Origin of the sequence: Paenibacillus sp. KS-LC4, assembly GCF_036894955.1 — a bacterium.
Classification (GTDB): domain Bacteria; phylum Bacillota; class Bacilli; order Paenibacillales; family Paenibacillaceae; genus Pristimantibacillus.
Genome location: NZ_CP145905.1, coordinates 2,553,819 through 2,571,461, shown reverse-complemented (window position 1 = coordinate 2,571,461; position 17,643 = coordinate 2,553,819). Strand labels below are relative to the sequence as shown.

The window sequence follows — 17,643 nt, the reverse complement described above, 5'->3', positions numbered from 1 at the left end:
TATTATATTATTTAATGGGATAGCCCATCGTTGACATTAAGGCATTTTCCGCTTGCGTGGAATCGAGTCTGCTGTATTGTACAATGACCGGAATGTCGCTTTGCAGCTCAATGGCATACGGAACGCCGATTGGAATCGGCACTCCGTTTTTGCCTAAAGAGCTGGTGCGGACATGCTTTGTACGTCTGGCAGGAATCACGACAAGAATATCAGTCATTGGATCACGATCTTCGAAGAAGATCGTAATACGCAGCAATGCTTCTTCTGACGAAGTATTCAGTACACAGATGGACTCATGGCTAGGCAGCGAGCCGGAGCTCGTTTCTGGAATGTAACCGTCCGGTATAAACCAATGCTTTTCTCCCTGAGCTTTATACATATCCGCATCTCTCCTAATAAATTTAGCGGGTAAACGCTGCTGGTACGCCGCCGTCAATCGTCAGCATGCAGCCAGTCGTCTTCTCCGATTTCGATGAAGCAAAGAACGCGATGCCTTCAGCAATATCACGCGGATAAATATTAACGAGCAGCGTTGTACGCTTGCGGTAATACTCTTCCAGCTGATCAGGCTCAATACCGTAGGCTGCTGCACGCTCATTGCGCCAGCTTCCGTTCCAAATGGCCGAGCCTTGCAAAATAGCATCCGGCAGTACCGTGTTGACGCGAATGCCGAATTCGCCGCCCTCGGCTGCAATACAGCGGGCCAAATGAGCTTCCAGCGCTTTAGCGGAGCTGTAAGCCGATGCATTTTTACCTGCATATACCGAGTTTTTCGAGCCGATAAATACCATGTTGCCGCCGATGCCCTGTGTTTTCATTTGCTTGAATGCTTCACGAGCAACAAGGAAATAGCCTGTGCCAAGCACGTTCATGTTCAAATTCCATTCCTTGAGCGACGTTTCGTCAAATGGGCTCGATGTTGCAAGGCCCGCATTGTTGACGATAATATCAACACCGCCGAAAGCAAGCGCCGTATCTGCATAAGCAGCAGCAACCTGCTCCTCGCTCGTTACATCCATTTTAACGGCAATCGCCCGGTTTTCGCCATACTTCTCATTGATTTCAGCTGCTACTTTCTCGGCGCCTTCCAGATTTAAGTCTGCAAGCACGACATGAGCACCCTCTGAAACGAGGCGACGAGCTGTTTCGCTGCCGATTCCGCCAGCGCCGCCTGTAATAAACGCCACTTTACGGGAGAATTCTGTTTCAGCTGGAGCAAGCGACAATTTATAAAGCTCCAACGGCCAATATTCAACGTTGTAGGATTCATTTTCGCTAAGCGATACGAACTCGCCTAGAGCTGTCGCTCCTCTAATAACAGCAATTGCACGGTGGTAAAGCGCGCCGCTGACTTTGGAGTTAGCCCAGCTTTTTCCGGTATTAATCATACCTACGCCTGGAATCAAAATGACGCGTGGAGCCGCCTCGAACATAACATCGCCTTCATGCTTGTTTCGCTCAAAATAGGCTTTGTACTGTTCTTTATAGGCAGCAATGCTTTCTTTAAGCTTCGCTTTCAGACCTTCTACATCGTCTGCGTTTGGTGTCCAATCCACGAACAATGGAACGACCTTCGTATGAACGAGGTGATCTGGACAAGCTGCACCAACTTGAGATACGACTCCCGAGTTATGTCCGCCAACAAATTGCAGCACATCAGCTTCGTCATCGAATGTCAAAATCATTTTCTTCTCGTCGCTTACCGCTCCGCGAATCGTCGGCATCACTTGTGCCGCAATGCTTCTGCGAACGTCAGCCGCCAGCGCCTCATGCTTCACGCCGCCAAACAGCTTCGACTCATCCGCGCGAGCTTCAATGTAAGCTTCAGCCTCGCTGATGATTTGAATTGTTTTTGCGTAGCACTCCTCTGACGTCTCGCCCCAAGTTACCAGACCGTGCTTCTCCATAAGCACTAGCTCAGCCTTCGGATTAGCCAGCACGCCCTCCGCGATCATCTTGGAAAGAGTAAAGCCAGGACGTACATAAGGAACCCAGACGAAACGGTCGCCGAAAATTTCTTTCGCTACTGCTTTGCCGTTGTCTGCGCAGCACAAGCTAATAATCGCATCGGGATGCGTGTGATCCACATGCTTGAACGGCAGAAATGCATGCAGCAGCGTTTCAATAGAAGCGCGCGGGTGCTTGGAGTCAATCATACAGTTAACAAGATACGCTACCATATCCTCATCAGACATTTCCGAGCGTTCGAACAAAGGACGAATATCCTCCATGCGAAGGCCAGTAAAATTGCCTGCTTTCATCGACGCAAGGTCGGAGCCGCTGCCTTTAACGAACATGACTTCCACATCACGGCCGCGGAAATCCTTTACTGTTGTTTTCGAGGAAGTGTTGCCGCCTCCCCAGTTACATACACGGCGATCAGCGCCAATAATATTAGAACGGTATACGAGCTCACCTAAGCCTGCTTCAACTTCCGCTGCAAGAGAGGCATTCCATAAAGATTGTACCATTTTGCAAACCTCCGAAATCATATTTGTTTTTGCTTGTTTTTATACTATCATATTTGTTTATCTTTGAAAATACATATTTCAAACAAAAACAAAGATTTTTACGAGAGAAATCATGCAAGGCAATAACAACATGATTTTTACTTACTAAGCCCGCCCTTGGCCTCTTAATCATCCCCTCACAGCTGGGTGTCTGGGCTTTTGGCGGACACAGCCGCAGCTATTTCAACCAAATGATGGTTATGGCAGAGTGGGCGGACCCAGGAGACGCTATTTCGCTGCCAAACAGTATTTAGATAGACTGACGAGGGTAATAACGACTTCCCTGTCCGCTTACAGCCTCAAATCGACTAAAAAGCCAGATTAGCGGAAGCTAGGTCCTTCAAATCGGAGGCAGCGTGTCCCGAGCCTTGAGGCCGTGCGGCCTTGCGGCATTGTAGCCGTGTAGCCCTACAGCACTCGCTTACTGAGCTTCCTTAAGCCTTGAACCATCAGATCAGCTTGGTTTCAAATAAGCGCTAAGCAAGGAGCTGCGGCCCCATTTTACTTTGCATGGATATCCTAATTTCCGAAACAAAAAAACAACCGCCATAAATGGCGGTTGCTCCCGTGAATACCATATAAGCTGACCACGAGGCCAGCAGCTTACTCTTCGATCGGTTCCTTTGATTCTACGACAACGATATCGCCGTAAATCTCTTCAAGTGCTACACCGACAAATTTCGCCGATTTTGGCGCTTTAAGCTCGGATTTCTCACCATTACGCAGCATGCGCGCGCGTCTGGATGCTGCAACGACTAGCGAGTATTTGCTGTCGACTTTCTTAACCATTTCATCAATAGAAGGGTATAACATGTTCCATCTCCTCGCTTAGGCTTTCTCGATTGCAGCTGGCAGCTCGCCCAGCTCTGCTAAATATTTGCTTGCCTTGCAATGCTCGGCAGTAAGAATGCTCTCAATCCGATGACAAGCAGCTTCAATCTCATCATTCACGACTGCATAATCATAATGACTAAGCAGATTCATCTCTTCTTTCGCCACCGTCATCCGATGATTAATCGTGTCCTGCGACTCCGTGCCGCGCCCCGTAATGCGCTGCTTCAGCTCATCCAAAGACGGGGGCACAAGGAAAATAAACACGCCTTCCGGAAACTTTTCCTTAACCTTCAAAGCGCCTTGAACTTCAATTTCCAAAATGACGTCCTGGCCGCCCGCCAGCGTCCGTTCAACGAAATCGCGCGGCGTACCGTAGCAATTTCCGACATACTCTGCATGCTCCAGCAGGGCATCGCAAGCCATCATTTCCTGAAACTGCTCTCGGGTCTTAAAGAAATAGTTGACGCCATCAATTTCCCCTTGCCGTGGCAAACGAGTCGTCGCCGAAACAGAGTATACGAGATTAGGCATCTTTTTTCGCAGAACGGAGCATACCGTCCCTTTACCTACGCCGGATGGACCGGACAATACAATTAACAATCCCTTATTCATAAGACTCCCCGTACTATTCGTCGTTATCGTCATCCTTAGTAGAAAGACGGTGTGCTACCGTCTCCGGCTGTACTGCTGATAGAATAACGTGGTCGCTGTCCGTAATAATTACCGCTCGCGTACGTCTTCCATATGTGGCGTCAATAAGCATATGGCGGTCGCGCGCTTCCTGGATAATCCGCTTAATCGGTGCCGATTCGGGGCTCACGATTGAAATAATGCGGTTGGCTGACACAATGTTGCCAAAGCCAATATTAATTAGTTTAATAGCCAAGTAAGCTCCCCCTCCGGTCTCCCTCGTGCAACTGCCCGAATAAACAAGATAATAAGTATAAGTATTTGGACGATGAATGCACTTCACCTGCCAAATAACGGCAGAACTATTGCATTATTGTTGACGAAAAAAGTCCGGGGCATACGTTTTCCGCTAGGCGGACGTATAAACAACATCCGAACTGTACGACAGCCTGTCCTCGACTTGTTATTCTAAACAGTCAGGGAGGCAGTATTCATTAGTATACATCTTAAATGATTTTGGCGCAACGAACAAGGGCAAAGCGCAAATTGCCAAGCTGAAATCAATACGATTAACGATTAACGCCTGTTTTCTCCCAAACATATTCCGTAAGCTGTACCGCCATATCATAGAACATAAACGGCGTAATCAGGTAAATGCCTTTAAAATGAAGCACTGCCTCGTCCAGAAGCTCCTTGGCAATTCGGACGCCTTCAGCACGCCCCGCTTCTCCTTCAAGTCCAGCCATCCGCTGGCGAACTTCATCTGACAGCTGGATACCCGGCACCTCATTGTGCAAGTACTCGGCATTGCGCCCGCTCGCAAGCGGCATAATACCGATAAACACAGGGATCGGAAGATGCTTTGTCGCCTCTGCCACTTGCTTAATCAAAGCCGGATCGTACACTGGCTGGGTCATAATATAATCGGCGCCCGATTTAATCTTCCGCTCCAGACGCTGCACCGCCTTGTCCAAATGCTTCACATTCGGATTGAAAGCAGCACCAACGATAAAATTCGCTTTCTGCTTCAGCGGCTTGCCCGAGAAGGCAATCCCCTCATTAAGCTGCTTCGTCATGCGAATCATCTCAAAGGAGGTGAAATCATATACGGAGCTGGAATCTGGCAAATCACCAAAGCGAGCCGGATCGCCGGTTACTGCGAGCACGTGGTCAATGCCTAGCGCATCAAGACCCATCAAGTGGGACTGCGTACCAATCAAATTGCGATCTCGGCAGGCAATGTGCACGAGCGGTCGCAAGCCGACCTTCTCTTGCACAAGCGCAGCGAGCGCTAAATTGCTCATTCGCGTAACGGCCAGCGAATTATCCGCCATCGTAACCGCGTCCGTTCCACATGCCTTCAGCGCTGCTGCCCCCGCCATAAATTTGCTAATATCCAAATCGCGAGGCGGGTCCAGCTCGACAATAACGGTATGACGCTCACGAACCGTTTCAACGATGTTAGGCTCGGCTGGAACATTAGCATTCGGAATGTCCGCCTTCACCGGTGGCTGTTCATTAATCATTAGAGTCTCTGCTTCTGCAACAGCCGCCTTTTCAGCAGCCGCCTGTAAACCGCTTTGCGGTGAATAGTGATTCAGCGCCGCAGCCATAGCAGCGACGTGCTCAGGGGTCGTACCGCAGCAGCCGCCGACAATACGTGCTCCGTAATCGGCAAATTCGCGGGCAGATGCTGCAAAATATTCTGGCGTTGCCGCATACGTATACTTGCCATCCACATAGTCAGGAATACCAGCGTTCGGAAAAATCGAAAGCGGCCATGTTGCTTCACCTTCAATCGCCTTCATCGCCCTCATAATTCCATTCGGGCCGCTTCGGCAGTTAAAGCCAACAACATCTGCGCCTTCCTCGGTAAGCTGGTCGAACGCCTGTCTCAGGCTGACGCCATCCTGCGTACGGCCAACGTCTTCAACTGCGAATTGGCAGATGAGAGGAATATCCGTAAGCTTGCGGGCAATCCGAAGTGCCAGCAGCATTTCGTCCAAATCATAAAACGTTTCAAGCATAAAGCCGTCAACGCCCTCCGTCAGCAGCGCCGCCATTTGGCGCTCGTATGCATCGCTGACGCGGACGGTTCTTGTATTTTTAAGCTTTCCGGCGCGAATCGAGCCCACGGCGCCTACTACGTAAGCATCTGGGCCAGATGCAGCGCGGGCAATGCGGACACCGGCACGGTTAATCGCTTCCATTTCGGCTTCCAAGCCGTAAATGGATAGCTTCTCCAGGTTAGCCGAAAACGTGTTCGTTTCGATAACCTGCGCTCCCGCTTCATAATAGCGGCGGTGAACATTTTCGATTACATCCGGGCGTAAAATGTTAAATTCCTCGTAGGAAACGCCGACAGGGAACCCCATCTGATAGAGAAAGGTCCCCATTGCGCCGTCCCCCGTCAAGATGCGCTCAGCAATTGCTGAGCGCAAATCCGGTTTGCTGTTCATCTCTCCCATAGCCATATCCGCCTTATAAAGAGCCGCGGAAAACTTCAGCCGCTGGCCCTGTCATATATACGTGATTGTCCGCTTCATTCCATTCAATGAGCAGATCGCCGCCCTTCAGCGATACCGTTGCCGTCCGGTCTGTGTAACCATTCAGCACCGATGCAACAACCGTCGCGCAAGCGCCTGTACCGCAGGCAAGCGTTGGGCCAGCACCGCGTTCCCATACGCGCATTTCCGTATGCTCGCGGGAGTTGACCGTTACAAATTCCACGTTGATTTTGCGTGGAAACATAGGGTGAGTCTCCAGCTTTGGCCCCCATGCTGCCAAGTCGAAATTAGCCGCATCATCCACGTAGATTACGCAATGCGGATTGCCCATAGATACAGCAGTAAAGTGGAACTCATGGCCGTCTACTTCAATCGGATGCTCTACAACCTGCTCCTGATCAACTGTAGTCGGCACCGCGAGGCCATTCAAAATCGGCTCGCCCATATCTACGCGCACGGTTTGAACTTTACCGCCCTCTACTCTCAACTGTACCGCCTGCGCACCTGCACCTAGCGTTTCAATCGAAATGAGCTCCTTATTAGTCAAGCCGTTGTCATAAACGTATTTTGCGACGCAGCGAATGGCATTGCCGCATTGCTCTGCTTCAGAGCCGTCAGAGTTAATGATCCGCATGCGGAAATCCGCATGCTCTGAGGGCAAGATGTATACGAGGCCGTCTGCGCCAATACCGAAAAATCGGTTGCATAATTCGATAGCAAGCTGTGCTGCGTTATCAGGCAGCTGCTGCTCACCTGCAATAACGATAAAATCATTTCCTAATCCATGCATTTTAGTGAAGTTCATTATATTTACGCTCCTTTGCCGCGGCTATCATTAATAGATATAAGTATCTGATTAATGATAGCATACTGCAAAGCTTGGATAAACACTATTCACTAAATACATCAACATTTGTACTTTTATGTTATCTCGTCGACATTTTGGAGCCAAACGTCAGCTTGCTGGATTTGTTTTTAGGCTTGGATGTGCCCAGTACGCTGCCAATACCCATAAGGAACGTCGGAATTCCCGCAGCAACAAAGACGAGACACCATTCGCGCAGGCCAAGCGGTACCGTTTTGAAAATAGGCTGCAACGGCTCAATGTAAAGCACGCCAAGCATCATAATGAGCGACGATAATACGGCGAGCACCAAATACCGATTTTGTAAGGGATTACGGTGAAAAATCGATCGCGAGCTGCGGCAGTCAAACACATGAATGAGCTGCGCCATTACGAGTGTTGCAAACGCAACAGTCTGCGCCTTTACTAAATGCTCGGCGCTTCCCGGCGCCTCGATCAGCGTAAGCCAAAATGCACCCAGTGTACATAAGCCAATCAGCAATCCGCGGCTAATAATTTTCCAGCCAAGGCGGCGGGCAAAAATGTTTTCTTTCGCCGAACGCGGCTTCTGGCTCATTAAATCCTTCTCTGCCTGATCGACGCCAAGCGCCATCGCCGGCAGCCCGTCGGTCACCAGATTGACCCATAAAATTTGAATCGGCACGAGCGGCAGCGGCAGGCCTACCATCATCGCAAGCAGCATCGTCATAATTTCGCCGACATTGGAGGCCAGCAAGTAACGGATGAATTTGCGGATATTTTCATAAATATTCCGCCCCTCCTCAATAGCCGAAACAATGGATGCGAAATTATCATCGCTTAAAATAAGGGCGGATGCCTCCTTGGATACGTCCGTTCCCGTAATCCCCATGGAAATACCGATATCCGCTGCTTTAATAGCTGGAGCATCGTTTACTCCATCCCCTGTCATCGCAACGACATGTCCTTGGCGCTGAAGCGATTTGACGATGCGCAGCTTATGCTCCGGCGATACGCGGGCATAGACGTATACATTGTCAACGAGACGATCAAGCTGCTCATCGCTCATGCTCTCCAGCTGCTTCCCGCTCATCGCGATGCCGCCGCGCGGCATAATGCCGAGTTGGCCGGCAATCGCTTCCGCTGTCAACTGATGATCGCCTGTAATCATCACCGTCTTGATGCCCGCGCGGCGGCATACCGCAATCGCTTCCCTCGCTTCGCGGCGCGGCGGATCAATCATGCCCGTAAGCCCGACGAATACAAGCTGGCTCTCCGCCTCCGTCTCGCTATTGCATTTATCCGTCGCCCGCAGGTCACGGTAAGCGAGACCCAATACACGCAGTGCTGACTGGGCCATCTCTTCGCTGGCCTCGGCATATTTTTGCTTAAGCGTGCCTGTAAACGGAACAACCTTGCCATCCCACAGCACATAGCTGCACTTATGCATGAGCACGTCTGGAGCGCCTTTCGCATAAATGACGCGCCCCCCTTGATGGGATGCGAGCACCGACATTAGCTTGCGCTCCGAATCGAACGGGAACTCACGCTCACGCTTGTACAGTCCTTCCAGCGATTTGGCGCTTAAGCCGAGCTTCGCCGCCAGCACAACGAGTGCGCCTTCAGTTGGATCGCCACTCAGCACCCACTCCTGCTTCGACGCCCCTGCATTTTTGCCACTTCGCTTGCGTCCTTCCTCTGGCTCCAGCTGATGAATCGAAGCATTGTTGCACAGCGCCGCAATTTGCAGCAGCCGTTTAAGCGAGGCGTCGTGCTTCATATCAACGGGCTCCCCGCCCTCCATAATAGTGCCGACGGGCTCATAGCCCTGCCCGGTTACATCGAGGCGCCGTCCGCCCATCCAAATGGTCGTGACGGTCATTTTATTTTGAGTCAGAGTGCCCGTTTTATCTGAACAAATAACCGAGGCACAGCCAAGCGTCTCCACCGACGGCAGCTTTCGGACGATGGCCTTGCGCTTAATCATCCGCTGCACGCCGAGCGCGAGTGCGATCGTTACAATAGCAGGCAGGCCTTCCGGAATTGCCGCAACAGCCAAGCTGACGCCAGCCAAAAACATGCCATAAGCAGGCTGTCCATGCAAAATCCCTGCTGCAACAACGATAATGGTCAGACCGATGGCGACGGCAATCAAAATTTTTCCAAGCTGCTCCAGCCTGTGCTGCAGCGGCGTTTCCATCGACTCCGTCTGCTGGATAAGCTCAGCAATCGTGCCCATCTCCGTTTTCATTCCTGTACGAATGACCATGCCCTTCGCGGTGCCCCGCGTGACCATCGTGCCCATAAAGCCAATGTTGCGCTGATCACCGAGCGGCAATTCCGCCTCAGAGATCACCATCGCATGCTTGCCTACAGGCACAGACTCGCCGGTTAGGGCCGACTCCTCCGTATAGCAGCTATTCGCCTCAAGCAGCCGTACATCTGCTGGAATCCGATCCCCGCTCTCCAGCACTATGACATCGCCAACGACCAGTTCCTTCGCTGGAATGTCCATCAATTGCCCGCCGCGCAAAACCTTGGCTGATGGGGCCGACATTTCTTTTAGCGCATGCAGCGACTTTTCTGCACGAAACTCCTGCACGAAGCCGAGCACGGAATTAATGACGATAATAGCGATAATCGTTACCGCGTCCAAATATTCGCCCAGAAGCCCCGATATAAGAGTAGCGCCCATGAGCACCAATACCATAAAATCCTTGAACTGATTAAGAAACAGCATAATCGGCGATACCCGCTTGCCTTCGGTCAGCTCATTGTGCCCATCCCGCTGCAATCTTTCCGCCGCTTCAGCGGCAGCCAGCCCCTGCTCCGGGATGCTGTTCAGCGCTTGCGTCAGCTCCCCTTTACCCAATTGATGCCATTTCAATTGTTCCATCGCTTCTTTTCCCTCCCGTATATGCCTCAGCGCCCCTCGGACAGCCTCTCAAGCCTAAATGTATTCGGACAACCCGCAAAATATCCCAACAAGGGGTTAAGTTTTTGCTTCAACTATGGCATGATAGAGAGATACGTACCGATTTCAGGAGCCCTTCAGTGACCTGAAACATAAAGGAGCTAGAAAAATATGGCCTTAGACGGCATTGTCATACATGCAATAACCGAGGATTTGCAGCGCTGCATCGGCGCACGCATTCATAAAATCCACCAACCGACAGCAAACGACCTTGTTTTCAGCATTCGCGGAGCCGGAATGAGCGGCAAGCTGCTGCTTTCAGCCAACCCTACTTATCCGCGGCTTCATTGGACAACGGGCACTTATGTCAATCCAATGGAAGCCCCCATGTTCTGCATGCTGCTGCGCAAATATTGCGAGAGCGGCGTCATTGAAGCGATTAGCCAGATCGGAAGGGAACGAATTATACATATTGATATTCGGCACCGCGACGAGCTCGGCGATTTATCCTTGAAACGCATAATTATTGAAATTATGGGGCGGCACAGCAACATTATTTTAATGGATCCAGCTACGGGCATCATCCATGATGGCATCCATCATGTCACGCCCTCCATCAGCAGCTTCCGCATCGTCATGCCAGGCAGCAGCTATGTAGCTCCCCCAGACCAAGGAAAGCTTGACCCTTTTTCCATTTCCCGAGAAGAACAGTTCCGCGAAGCATTCCACAAGCCGGAGCCAGCTCGCACGGAAGCAGCTGATGGCGAAGCTGACAACACGCCGGCAGCGGAGAAGCAAGCTCGTGCAGATGCTCCCGTTTCACAGCAGCTGGTAGAAGCTTTCAGCGGTTTGAGCCCGCTGCTTGCCAAGGAGATTGCGCACCGCGCCAATGATTCCTCAGCTGCCTTATGGCCGAGCTTTTCTGCTTTAATGGACAAAGCAAAGTTGGGTGAATTTGAGCCTGTCATCGTGACGAATGCTAAAGGCAAATCGTATTTTTCCGTCACAGCGCTTACTCATTTGGAAGGGGAAATTGCAAGCTTCGCTACCGTCAGCGAAATGCTGGAGGCCTTCTATGGCGATAAAGCCGAGCGGGATACAGTAAAGCAGCGCGCCTCCGACCTGCTTCGTTTTGTGCAGAACGAAAAAGCTAAAAACATCAAAAAAATAAATAAGCTGGAAGAAACGTTGGTTGACGCGCAGGATGCCGATAAATACCGCGTCCTTGGCGAGCTGCTTACCGCCTACATGCATCAAATTCAGCGCGGGGATAAAACAGCGACATTCGTTAATTTTTACGATGAAAATCAAGCAACCGTCACGATTGAGCTTGATCCTCAGCTCACGCCGTCAGACAATGCGCAGCGCTATTTCCGCCGCTATACGAAGCACAAGAACAGCATTGCTGTCGTTGGGGAACAGATGGAGCTGGCAAAGGCAGAGATTGATTATTTGTCCTCCCTGCTTCAGCAGCTCGATAATGCGTCGCTTGCCGATACAGAGGAAATTCGCGAGGAGCTGGTTGCGCAGGGCTATCTGCGTGATCGCAGCAGCAAGCGTGGACCAAAACGTAAAAAGGCAGCCAACCCTTCCTTGCTCTGCTACACCTCTTCCGAAAACATTGCGATTTACGTAGGCAAAAACAATACGCAAAACGAATATTTGACGAACCGTCTCGCTTCCTCCTCCGACACATGGCTGCATACGAAGGACATCCCGGGTTCGCATGTCGTCATTCGCAGCGGCAGCTTCGGCGATGCTACACTTGAAGAAGCGGCCATGCTGGCAGCGCATTATAGCCAGGCAAGATCATCCAGTATGATCCCGGTGGACTATACGTTGATTCGCCATGTCCATAAGCCGAGCGGAGCCAAGCCCGGCTTCGTCATCTATGACCATCAGAAGACGCTTTTCATTACGCCAGACGAGCAGCGCATTAAAGCACTGCCATCAAAAATCACCTAAAATAGAACAATCGGCCTGCCGATTGATTATAAGGGTGATATTTATACATTCGTATATTTTTACAAAAAGGACGTGAACCCGCTGCTAAGCACAGCTGTTCACGTCCTATTTGTTAATTCATATCTATCTTTACGAATTCACGTTGCTCAATCCAGACTTCATTTGCTTCAAGACACCTACATCCACCGTCCGGCTGCCAATTGCGCCGTGAAATACTTTGCCTTCCCGTTCACCGTGGTAATCAGAGCCTCCGGTTATTATCAGGCTATATTGCTCAGCAAGCCGCAAATATCTCGCTTCCTCCTGCGGCCCGTGGTCAGAGTGATACACCTCAATGCCCTGAACGCCGCCGCTGCGTATCAATTGCTCTACCAGCTCGTCGTTGCCGTATAAGCCTGGATGAGCCAGCACGCTCACGCCACCCGCTTCTTTGATCCAGTTAATCGCTTCATAGGGATTTACACGAGGCGGATTGACATAGGCTGCGCTTCCCGAAGCAAGATAACGGTCAAACGCCTCCCGCATGTTGGAGACTGCTCCTTTACGAACGAGCAGCTCTGCGATATGCGGACGGCCTACCGTCTTCTCGCTCAGCGCGCCTCCAGAGTGCTCCAGCGCAACCTTCTCGACCTCCGAAAGCGTTATGTCTATGCCCAGCTCTACCAGCTTGGCAACGATTAATGCATTGCGAATGTCACGGACAGAACGCAGCCCCGTAAGACGCTGCTGCCATAATTCATCCCGCCAATTCGCATAATAGCCGAGCACATGTATGTCCTGACCATCTGCCACCGTACTAAGCTCTACTCCCGGCACCACCGTGATGCCTATACGCTCGCCTTCCGCAAGCGCCTCTTCCACACCAGCCATCGTATCATGGTCGGTAATCGCAATAGCTGAAAGGCCGGCTGCCTTTGCAAGCTGTACGTTACTGCTGGGAGAGCCTGTGCCGTCCGAAGCTGTCGTATGCGTATGTAAGTCTACCTTTCCCATAACTTCACTCCTCATAGCCATTTCCTCAAATCATTTTCCCTAAGAAACGTTAAAAAAGTGACCGCAGAAATCGGCAGCAGCGCCGACTTCAAATAAATAGAATAAAACTGCCGTTTAAACTTCGTATCCACAATCGGCACGCTATGCAGCAGGCCCAGCGCAATTTCATGCTTGGTCGATGAGGAGGACAGAAATGAAATACCTAGGCCTGCTTCTACCGCACATTTTACCGCGCCAGTGCTTCCAAGATCCATGACGACCTTCAAGCTAGCAGGATCAATATTTTTGCGCTTAAGCTGCTCCTCCATCACTAGCCTCGTTCCAGAGCCTTGCTCTCGCAGCACAAATGGATAGCTCGCTGCCTCGGTAAGCGTCACATCCGTCCGCCCCGCTAGCGGATGTCCCTGCGGCACAACGAGATGCAGCTCGTCGCTCATGACAGCCTCCATTTGCATATCTGGATGATTGACTGGCGCTTCAATGAGTCCAAAATTCAGCTGGTGATTAATAATATCCTCCATAATTTGCGCCGTATTCATCACCTTCATGCTGATGGCAATGTCCGGATAAGCTTGCCCAAAGGGCCCAAGCAGCCGCGGTAATATGTATTCGCCTATCGTCAGACTGCCTCCCAGCAGTAGCCGTCCCTTTAATTGCTTCGTAAACAAGCTCATCGCTTGATCTGTATCTCTTATTAGCTCAATGCTGCGTCTCGCGTATGGCATCAATTCCTGCCCCGCTTCCGTCAGCTCGATCCGCTTCGTTGAGCGCAGCAGCAGCTTCGTTCCAAAATAATCCTCCAGCGACTGAACCTGCATCGTCACCGCCGGCTGGGTCATATGGAGCGCTTGCGCTGCAGCCGAGAAGCTGCCCCGCTCCGCAACGGTATAAAAAATATGCAGTTGATGAAAATTAAGCGCCATCTGTCCGCCCACCCTTTCCTATGCCCTATATTATACTATATGGCTAGGCCAAAACGCACGAAAAAGCGCAAGCCTCGTTCATCTCACGGCTTGCTGCTGCTTCACCATGCTTGCGAATCGAAGTTGCGCTTTCATTTTTAAGTAAGTATAAGGGCCGGTTTATTTTTTCTTGCGGCTATTTTTAACGAGCGTCATCCGCCGAGAGTGGCGCAGCCAAGAATAGTAGGATTTCAAATCTCTTAGCTCCATCGTTTCCGACATTCGGCCAAGGAAGGTCACAATAATCATTTTGTGCAGCGGGTTTCCCAAAATATCCGTATCTGTCAGGGAAGATGAAAACTCAGCAACGAATACCAAATCATTGTCAATTAAATAAACATCCTGCTCATTGCGATAATACGACTCGACTCGACCCTGCTTCAAGCATTCCCACAAAAACTCTGCGATGTCCTCATAGCCGGTTTTCTCATGTTCAACACGATCCATCCAGCGGCTACGGGCATGATTCGTAATGACAATATCAGAAACTTTCATATCGCCCAGATCGACATAGAACGTTTCATAGGTGCTCCATCGTTTCGTCAACTTGTCCTTCATCACGAATCCTCCTCCTAAAGAACCAGGCCTTTATGACTATGATATCAATTATTTTACCATGATTAGCCGATTTTACAACAGAAAAAAATGCTGAATTTTAAAAATAACTATTCACGAGATATACTGAATCCTATTGTGCATAAAAAATAGCCCAGGGGGTTTCCCCCATCTGGGCTATTGCACACAGCCTGTTCACTTCTAGCAGCTACATGCTGTAAAACCTTGTTTTGTCTTCACTGTCTTTCGTGTATTCCGTTCGCAGCTCATTCCGGAAGGAACGTTCGATTCGGCGTACGAAAGGCAGACGTCCAATATGACGCAGCACTTCTTCGGCACGTTCGGCATTCACATAAATGACGACATAATGCATTTTGCGCGACATGTAATGAACGGTGCCGTGTTTTTCAAGCGTTCTTGCCGCCTTCAGGTCACTGACCCATATAATATAACCCGTCCGTTCAGGTAACAATACTATTCCCTCCACCTGTGTAAAATTCACACCGAGCAGAGCCGCCTAGCCGCAGCCGCCGCTTCCACAGCCACAGGAGCCGCCGCTTCCGCAACCGCCGCCGCTTGCTTCATTACTCGGCACTTTAATCGTATCCGATACGGATTCTGCAATGGTCCGTGATACCTCAAACAGCATAGTATCAACAGCCTGCTCCGCCGATTTGAAACGAACGACCGCTTCAATTTGAGCCAGCTCAGCTTCTACCGCCTTCATTTTATCTTTAGCTGCATGAAAATCGGGATGAAACCGTCCAAAACGCTGACATTCCTCAAACAGCTCTTTCGCCTTCTCGAACTTCCTGGTCAGCGTCTTAACATCAGCATCCTCGCTGACTGCGTCTTTCCAATATAAATATTCGGCAACCTCAGCCGACTGATTAATCCAATCACCCAGCTCGTAAGCACAAAGCAGCAGCGACGCCATATCGAGCGAAGAAACACCGCTTGCACCTTCAGGGTGTATGGGCAGAACAGCCGAGAGCTCCTTAGTAGCAGGCATTTTTCCACCTCATCTCATTCGCTTACTTCCTTATCTATCATAGCATACTAGCTTAAATAGTACATACCATTTTATGTATGAAAATTAATTCCTGGAACAAGCAGCCTCATGGCCTGCCAGCTTTCAGGCGACAATCTCACACTTACCCCATATTGCGCTCCTGAGAAGCTGCCCGTGATGGACCAGCTATTGGATTCCAAATGCAGCTCCCACGGCACAAAAGAAACAATTTCCCCCACCAGATGCAGCTCGACTGGCGTTTGCCACTGCAGCGCACGCTCCATAATCTCCCGGCTTGTGGAATGATGGTAGGCGCGTCGCTGGTTCAACCAGCTCGCGGGTATTTGCTTAAGCCCTGCATAGACGACCTGCTTGTCCTCATCTTCATGCTGGATAAGCTCATAATGGCTAAGCGAGTCCTCCTGCCCTGCTCTGGATACAACCATTCTATAAACCGGATATGTCCGCAAATCTGCCATTGGAAATGACTGAGAGCTCGTGTGAAAGGAGGGATACTCTTTGCCCTCTCCTCCTACGCTCCCTCCGCCAGATGCCAGCTTGCTTAGATGATCCAGCTTGCCTCCCCAGTCTCGCAGCAATGGCGCTGCTTCCGCTGCCGCATCCGGGCTCCCGGAAGCCCATTCCAGAAAAGCTTGCATCGCTGCTTCCGTTCTCCCGAAAGCAATCGCCCGTTCAATCGACTTGCGGCTAAGCCGATACAGTCCCAGCTGTTCCTCGCTCACCCGTTCAGCCATAAGCTCCAGCTCCCAGCGTATACGCCCGTCGCATTCTGGAAGGACGATAATTTCTCCGTTTGGCTGCACGATGACAGCTTCACTTTCATTTGGAAGCGGTATTGAGGAATCAGCTGCCCCCTGCTGGGGGTCCACTATCCAGCGAAACCAGCTGCAATTCTCAGGCAGCTCAATCCGCTCAAGCCAGCCAAAAGCATGCAGCGTGTCCAGCCAACTGAGCAGCAGCTGCCTATCACCTGAAGCCAATAAGCCAGTTGCAGACGCAGCCTCGCTCTGCACATGGTGCAACCAATCGCTGGCCTCGTACCATTGCCCCGCGGAAAGGGCAGACAGTGCGGCTGCCGCATGAGCCAACAGCGGCTGCCTATATAAATAATGCTCTACAATCAGGCTGTGCAGACAAGCTTCACGGGCAGAGTTGCTTAAAATCAGCCACTGCTCCAGCTTGTCCTTTACCCATACGAGCCGTTCCTCCTCTTCCTCCAGCACACCTAGCTTTGTCGCCGTTTCCAAAATAAAGGCAGCTATACACCCATATTTACTTACCCTATCAATGGATATATTCAAGCGAGCGATGTTTTTCTCACTAATCGACACGGCGGTTCCTAGACGAGCAATTATTTTTTTAGGCAAAACTCCTTTGTTCGTGAGCACAAGCCCGCTACGCGCAAGCTCCGCCCAGGCATCAAGCAATTGAAGCCCAAGCAGCCTCTCGGGTGCTCGGAGCTGCACCTCACCTTCTGGCAAAGCATTCAGCGCTCTCTCCTCCAAATGAAATGGAAACAGCAGCTGCTGCCATAGCGCGAAGCTGTCGCGCGGCACAAAATAAACGCGCTCGCCCCAATTGCGGCTAATCGAAAATACGAGTCCGCCACTCTGCAGCTCATCCAGAGCCCAGCGAAACTCCGCTCCTGACATTCGTGCCAGCTTCGGGCCGAGGCGAAAAAGCTTCTCGTCAGAAGCGGGATCAGCCCCCGCAAGCTTCATAACCGCTTTGAGCACCGCAAGCGTCGTAGAAGATAGCGATTGAATAGCCTCAAGCACGGAACGGCGATCCTTAACCGCATCGCTCCACTGCTTCTTTTCTTTAACCGCATACCACCACATCGGTGCTTCCATAAACGTTTGCTGCCGATAATCCGTCAGCCTGTCGGCGAGCTCGTGGACGTACATTTGTTCTCCC

Annotated in this window: 15 protein-coding genes; 1 reads left to right on the top strand and 14 read right to left on the bottom strand. The window is 50.9% G+C overall.

From position 1 onward, the window contains the following. Window positions 1-7: 7 nt before the first annotated feature. The 8 genes from V5J77_RS11010 to V5J77_RS10975 all read right to left on the bottom strand — a co-directional run bounded on the left by V5J77_RS11010 (window position 8) and on the right by V5J77_RS10975 (window position 10,200). On the bottom strand, window positions 8-379 hold the full coding sequence (locus V5J77_RS11010; protein WP_338555807.1) for a sensory rhodopsin transducer: 372 nt from the start codon (window positions 377-379) through the stop codon (window positions 8-10). A 22-nt stretch (window positions 380-401) separates the two neighbouring features. Beyond that, on the bottom strand, window positions 402-2,471 hold the full coding sequence (locus V5J77_RS11005) for a bifunctional aldolase/short-chain dehydrogenase (protein ID WP_338555806.1): 2,070 nt from the start codon (window positions 2,469-2,471) through the stop codon (window positions 402-404). A 642-nt stretch (window positions 2,472-3,113) separates the two neighbouring features. Then, window positions 3,114-3,323: a DNA-directed RNA polymerase subunit omega gene (gene rpoZ / locus V5J77_RS11000; RefSeq protein ID WP_338555805.1), complete on the bottom strand. Its 210-nt coding sequence runs from the start codon at window positions 3,321-3,323 to the stop codon at window positions 3,114-3,116. Between the two features lie 15 nt (window positions 3,324-3,338). Continuing rightward, window positions 3,339-3,956, bottom strand: coding sequence for a guanylate kinase (gmk, locus tag V5J77_RS10995; RefSeq protein WP_338555804.1), 618 nt, complete (start codon window positions 3,954-3,956; stop codon window positions 3,339-3,341). A 13-nt stretch (window positions 3,957-3,969) separates the two neighbouring features. Beyond that, the gene (locus V5J77_RS10990; RefSeq protein WP_005548256.1) at window positions 3,970-4,230 is read right to left on the bottom strand and encodes a DUF370 domain-containing protein; all 261 of its coding nucleotides are present in this window, start codon (window positions 4,228-4,230) and stop codon (window positions 3,970-3,972) included. A 313-nt stretch (window positions 4,231-4,543) separates the two neighbouring features. Further along, entirely contained in the window at window positions 4,544-6,442 is a 1,899-nt protein-coding gene (locus V5J77_RS10985; protein WP_338555803.1) for a bifunctional homocysteine S-methyltransferase/methylenetetrahydrofolate reductase, read from the bottom strand. 13 nt (window positions 6,443-6,455) lie between these two features. After that, on the bottom strand, window positions 6,456-7,286 hold the full coding sequence (gene dapF / locus V5J77_RS10980; protein WP_338555802.1) for a diaminopimelate epimerase: 831 nt from the start codon (window positions 7,284-7,286) through the stop codon (window positions 6,456-6,458). Window positions 7,287-7,407: 121 nt separating this feature from the next. Next, on the bottom strand, window positions 7,408-10,200 hold the full coding sequence (locus V5J77_RS10975) for a calcium-translocating P-type ATPase, SERCA-type (RefSeq protein WP_338555801.1): 2,793 nt from the start codon (window positions 10,198-10,200) through the stop codon (window positions 7,408-7,410). 189 nt (window positions 10,201-10,389) lie between these two features. Here V5J77_RS10975 and V5J77_RS10970 point away from each other — a divergent pair, with 189 nt between their 5' ends. Beyond that, window positions 10,390-12,183 (top strand): NFACT RNA binding domain-containing protein, encoded by a 1,794-nt coding sequence (locus tag V5J77_RS10970; protein ID WP_338555800.1) that lies wholly within the window; start codon window positions 10,390-10,392, stop codon window positions 12,181-12,183. A gap of 129 nt (window positions 12,184-12,312) precedes the next feature. Here V5J77_RS10970 and V5J77_RS10965 read toward each other — a convergent pair whose 3' ends face one another. The 6 genes from V5J77_RS10965 to V5J77_RS10940 form a co-directional block, all read right to left on the bottom strand. After that, window positions 12,313-13,176 carry a PHP domain-containing protein gene (locus tag V5J77_RS10965; RefSeq protein ID WP_338555799.1) on the bottom strand — a complete coding sequence of 288 codons (864 nt, stop codon included), beginning with the start codon at window positions 13,174-13,176 and terminating at the stop codon, window positions 12,313-12,315. A gap of 11 nt (window positions 13,177-13,187) precedes the next feature. After that, window positions 13,188-14,099 (bottom strand): selenium metabolism-associated LysR family transcriptional regulator, encoded by a 912-nt coding sequence (locus V5J77_RS10960; RefSeq protein WP_338555798.1) that lies wholly within the window; start codon window positions 14,097-14,099, stop codon window positions 13,188-13,190. Window positions 14,100-14,258: 159 nt separating this feature from the next. After that, window positions 14,259-14,696 (bottom strand): hypothetical protein, encoded by a 438-nt coding sequence (locus V5J77_RS10955; protein WP_338555797.1) that lies wholly within the window; start codon window positions 14,694-14,696, stop codon window positions 14,259-14,261. 205 nt (window positions 14,697-14,901) lie between these two features. Then, the gene (locus V5J77_RS10950) at window positions 14,902-15,165 is read right to left on the bottom strand and encodes a YlbG family protein (RefSeq protein WP_338555796.1); all 264 of its coding nucleotides are present in this window, start codon (window positions 15,163-15,165) and stop codon (window positions 14,902-14,904) included. A gap of 45 nt (window positions 15,166-15,210) precedes the next feature. Beyond that, complete coding sequence (locus tag V5J77_RS10945; RefSeq protein WP_338555795.1) at window positions 15,211-15,705, bottom strand: YlbF family regulator; 495 nt, start codon at window positions 15,703-15,705, stop codon at window positions 15,211-15,213. Window positions 15,706-15,776: 71 nt separating this feature from the next. Then, window positions 15,777-17,633, bottom strand: coding sequence for a helicase-associated domain-containing protein (locus V5J77_RS10940; RefSeq protein WP_338555794.1), 1,857 nt, complete (start codon window positions 17,631-17,633; stop codon window positions 15,777-15,779). Window positions 17,634-17,643: the final 10 nt, after the last annotated feature.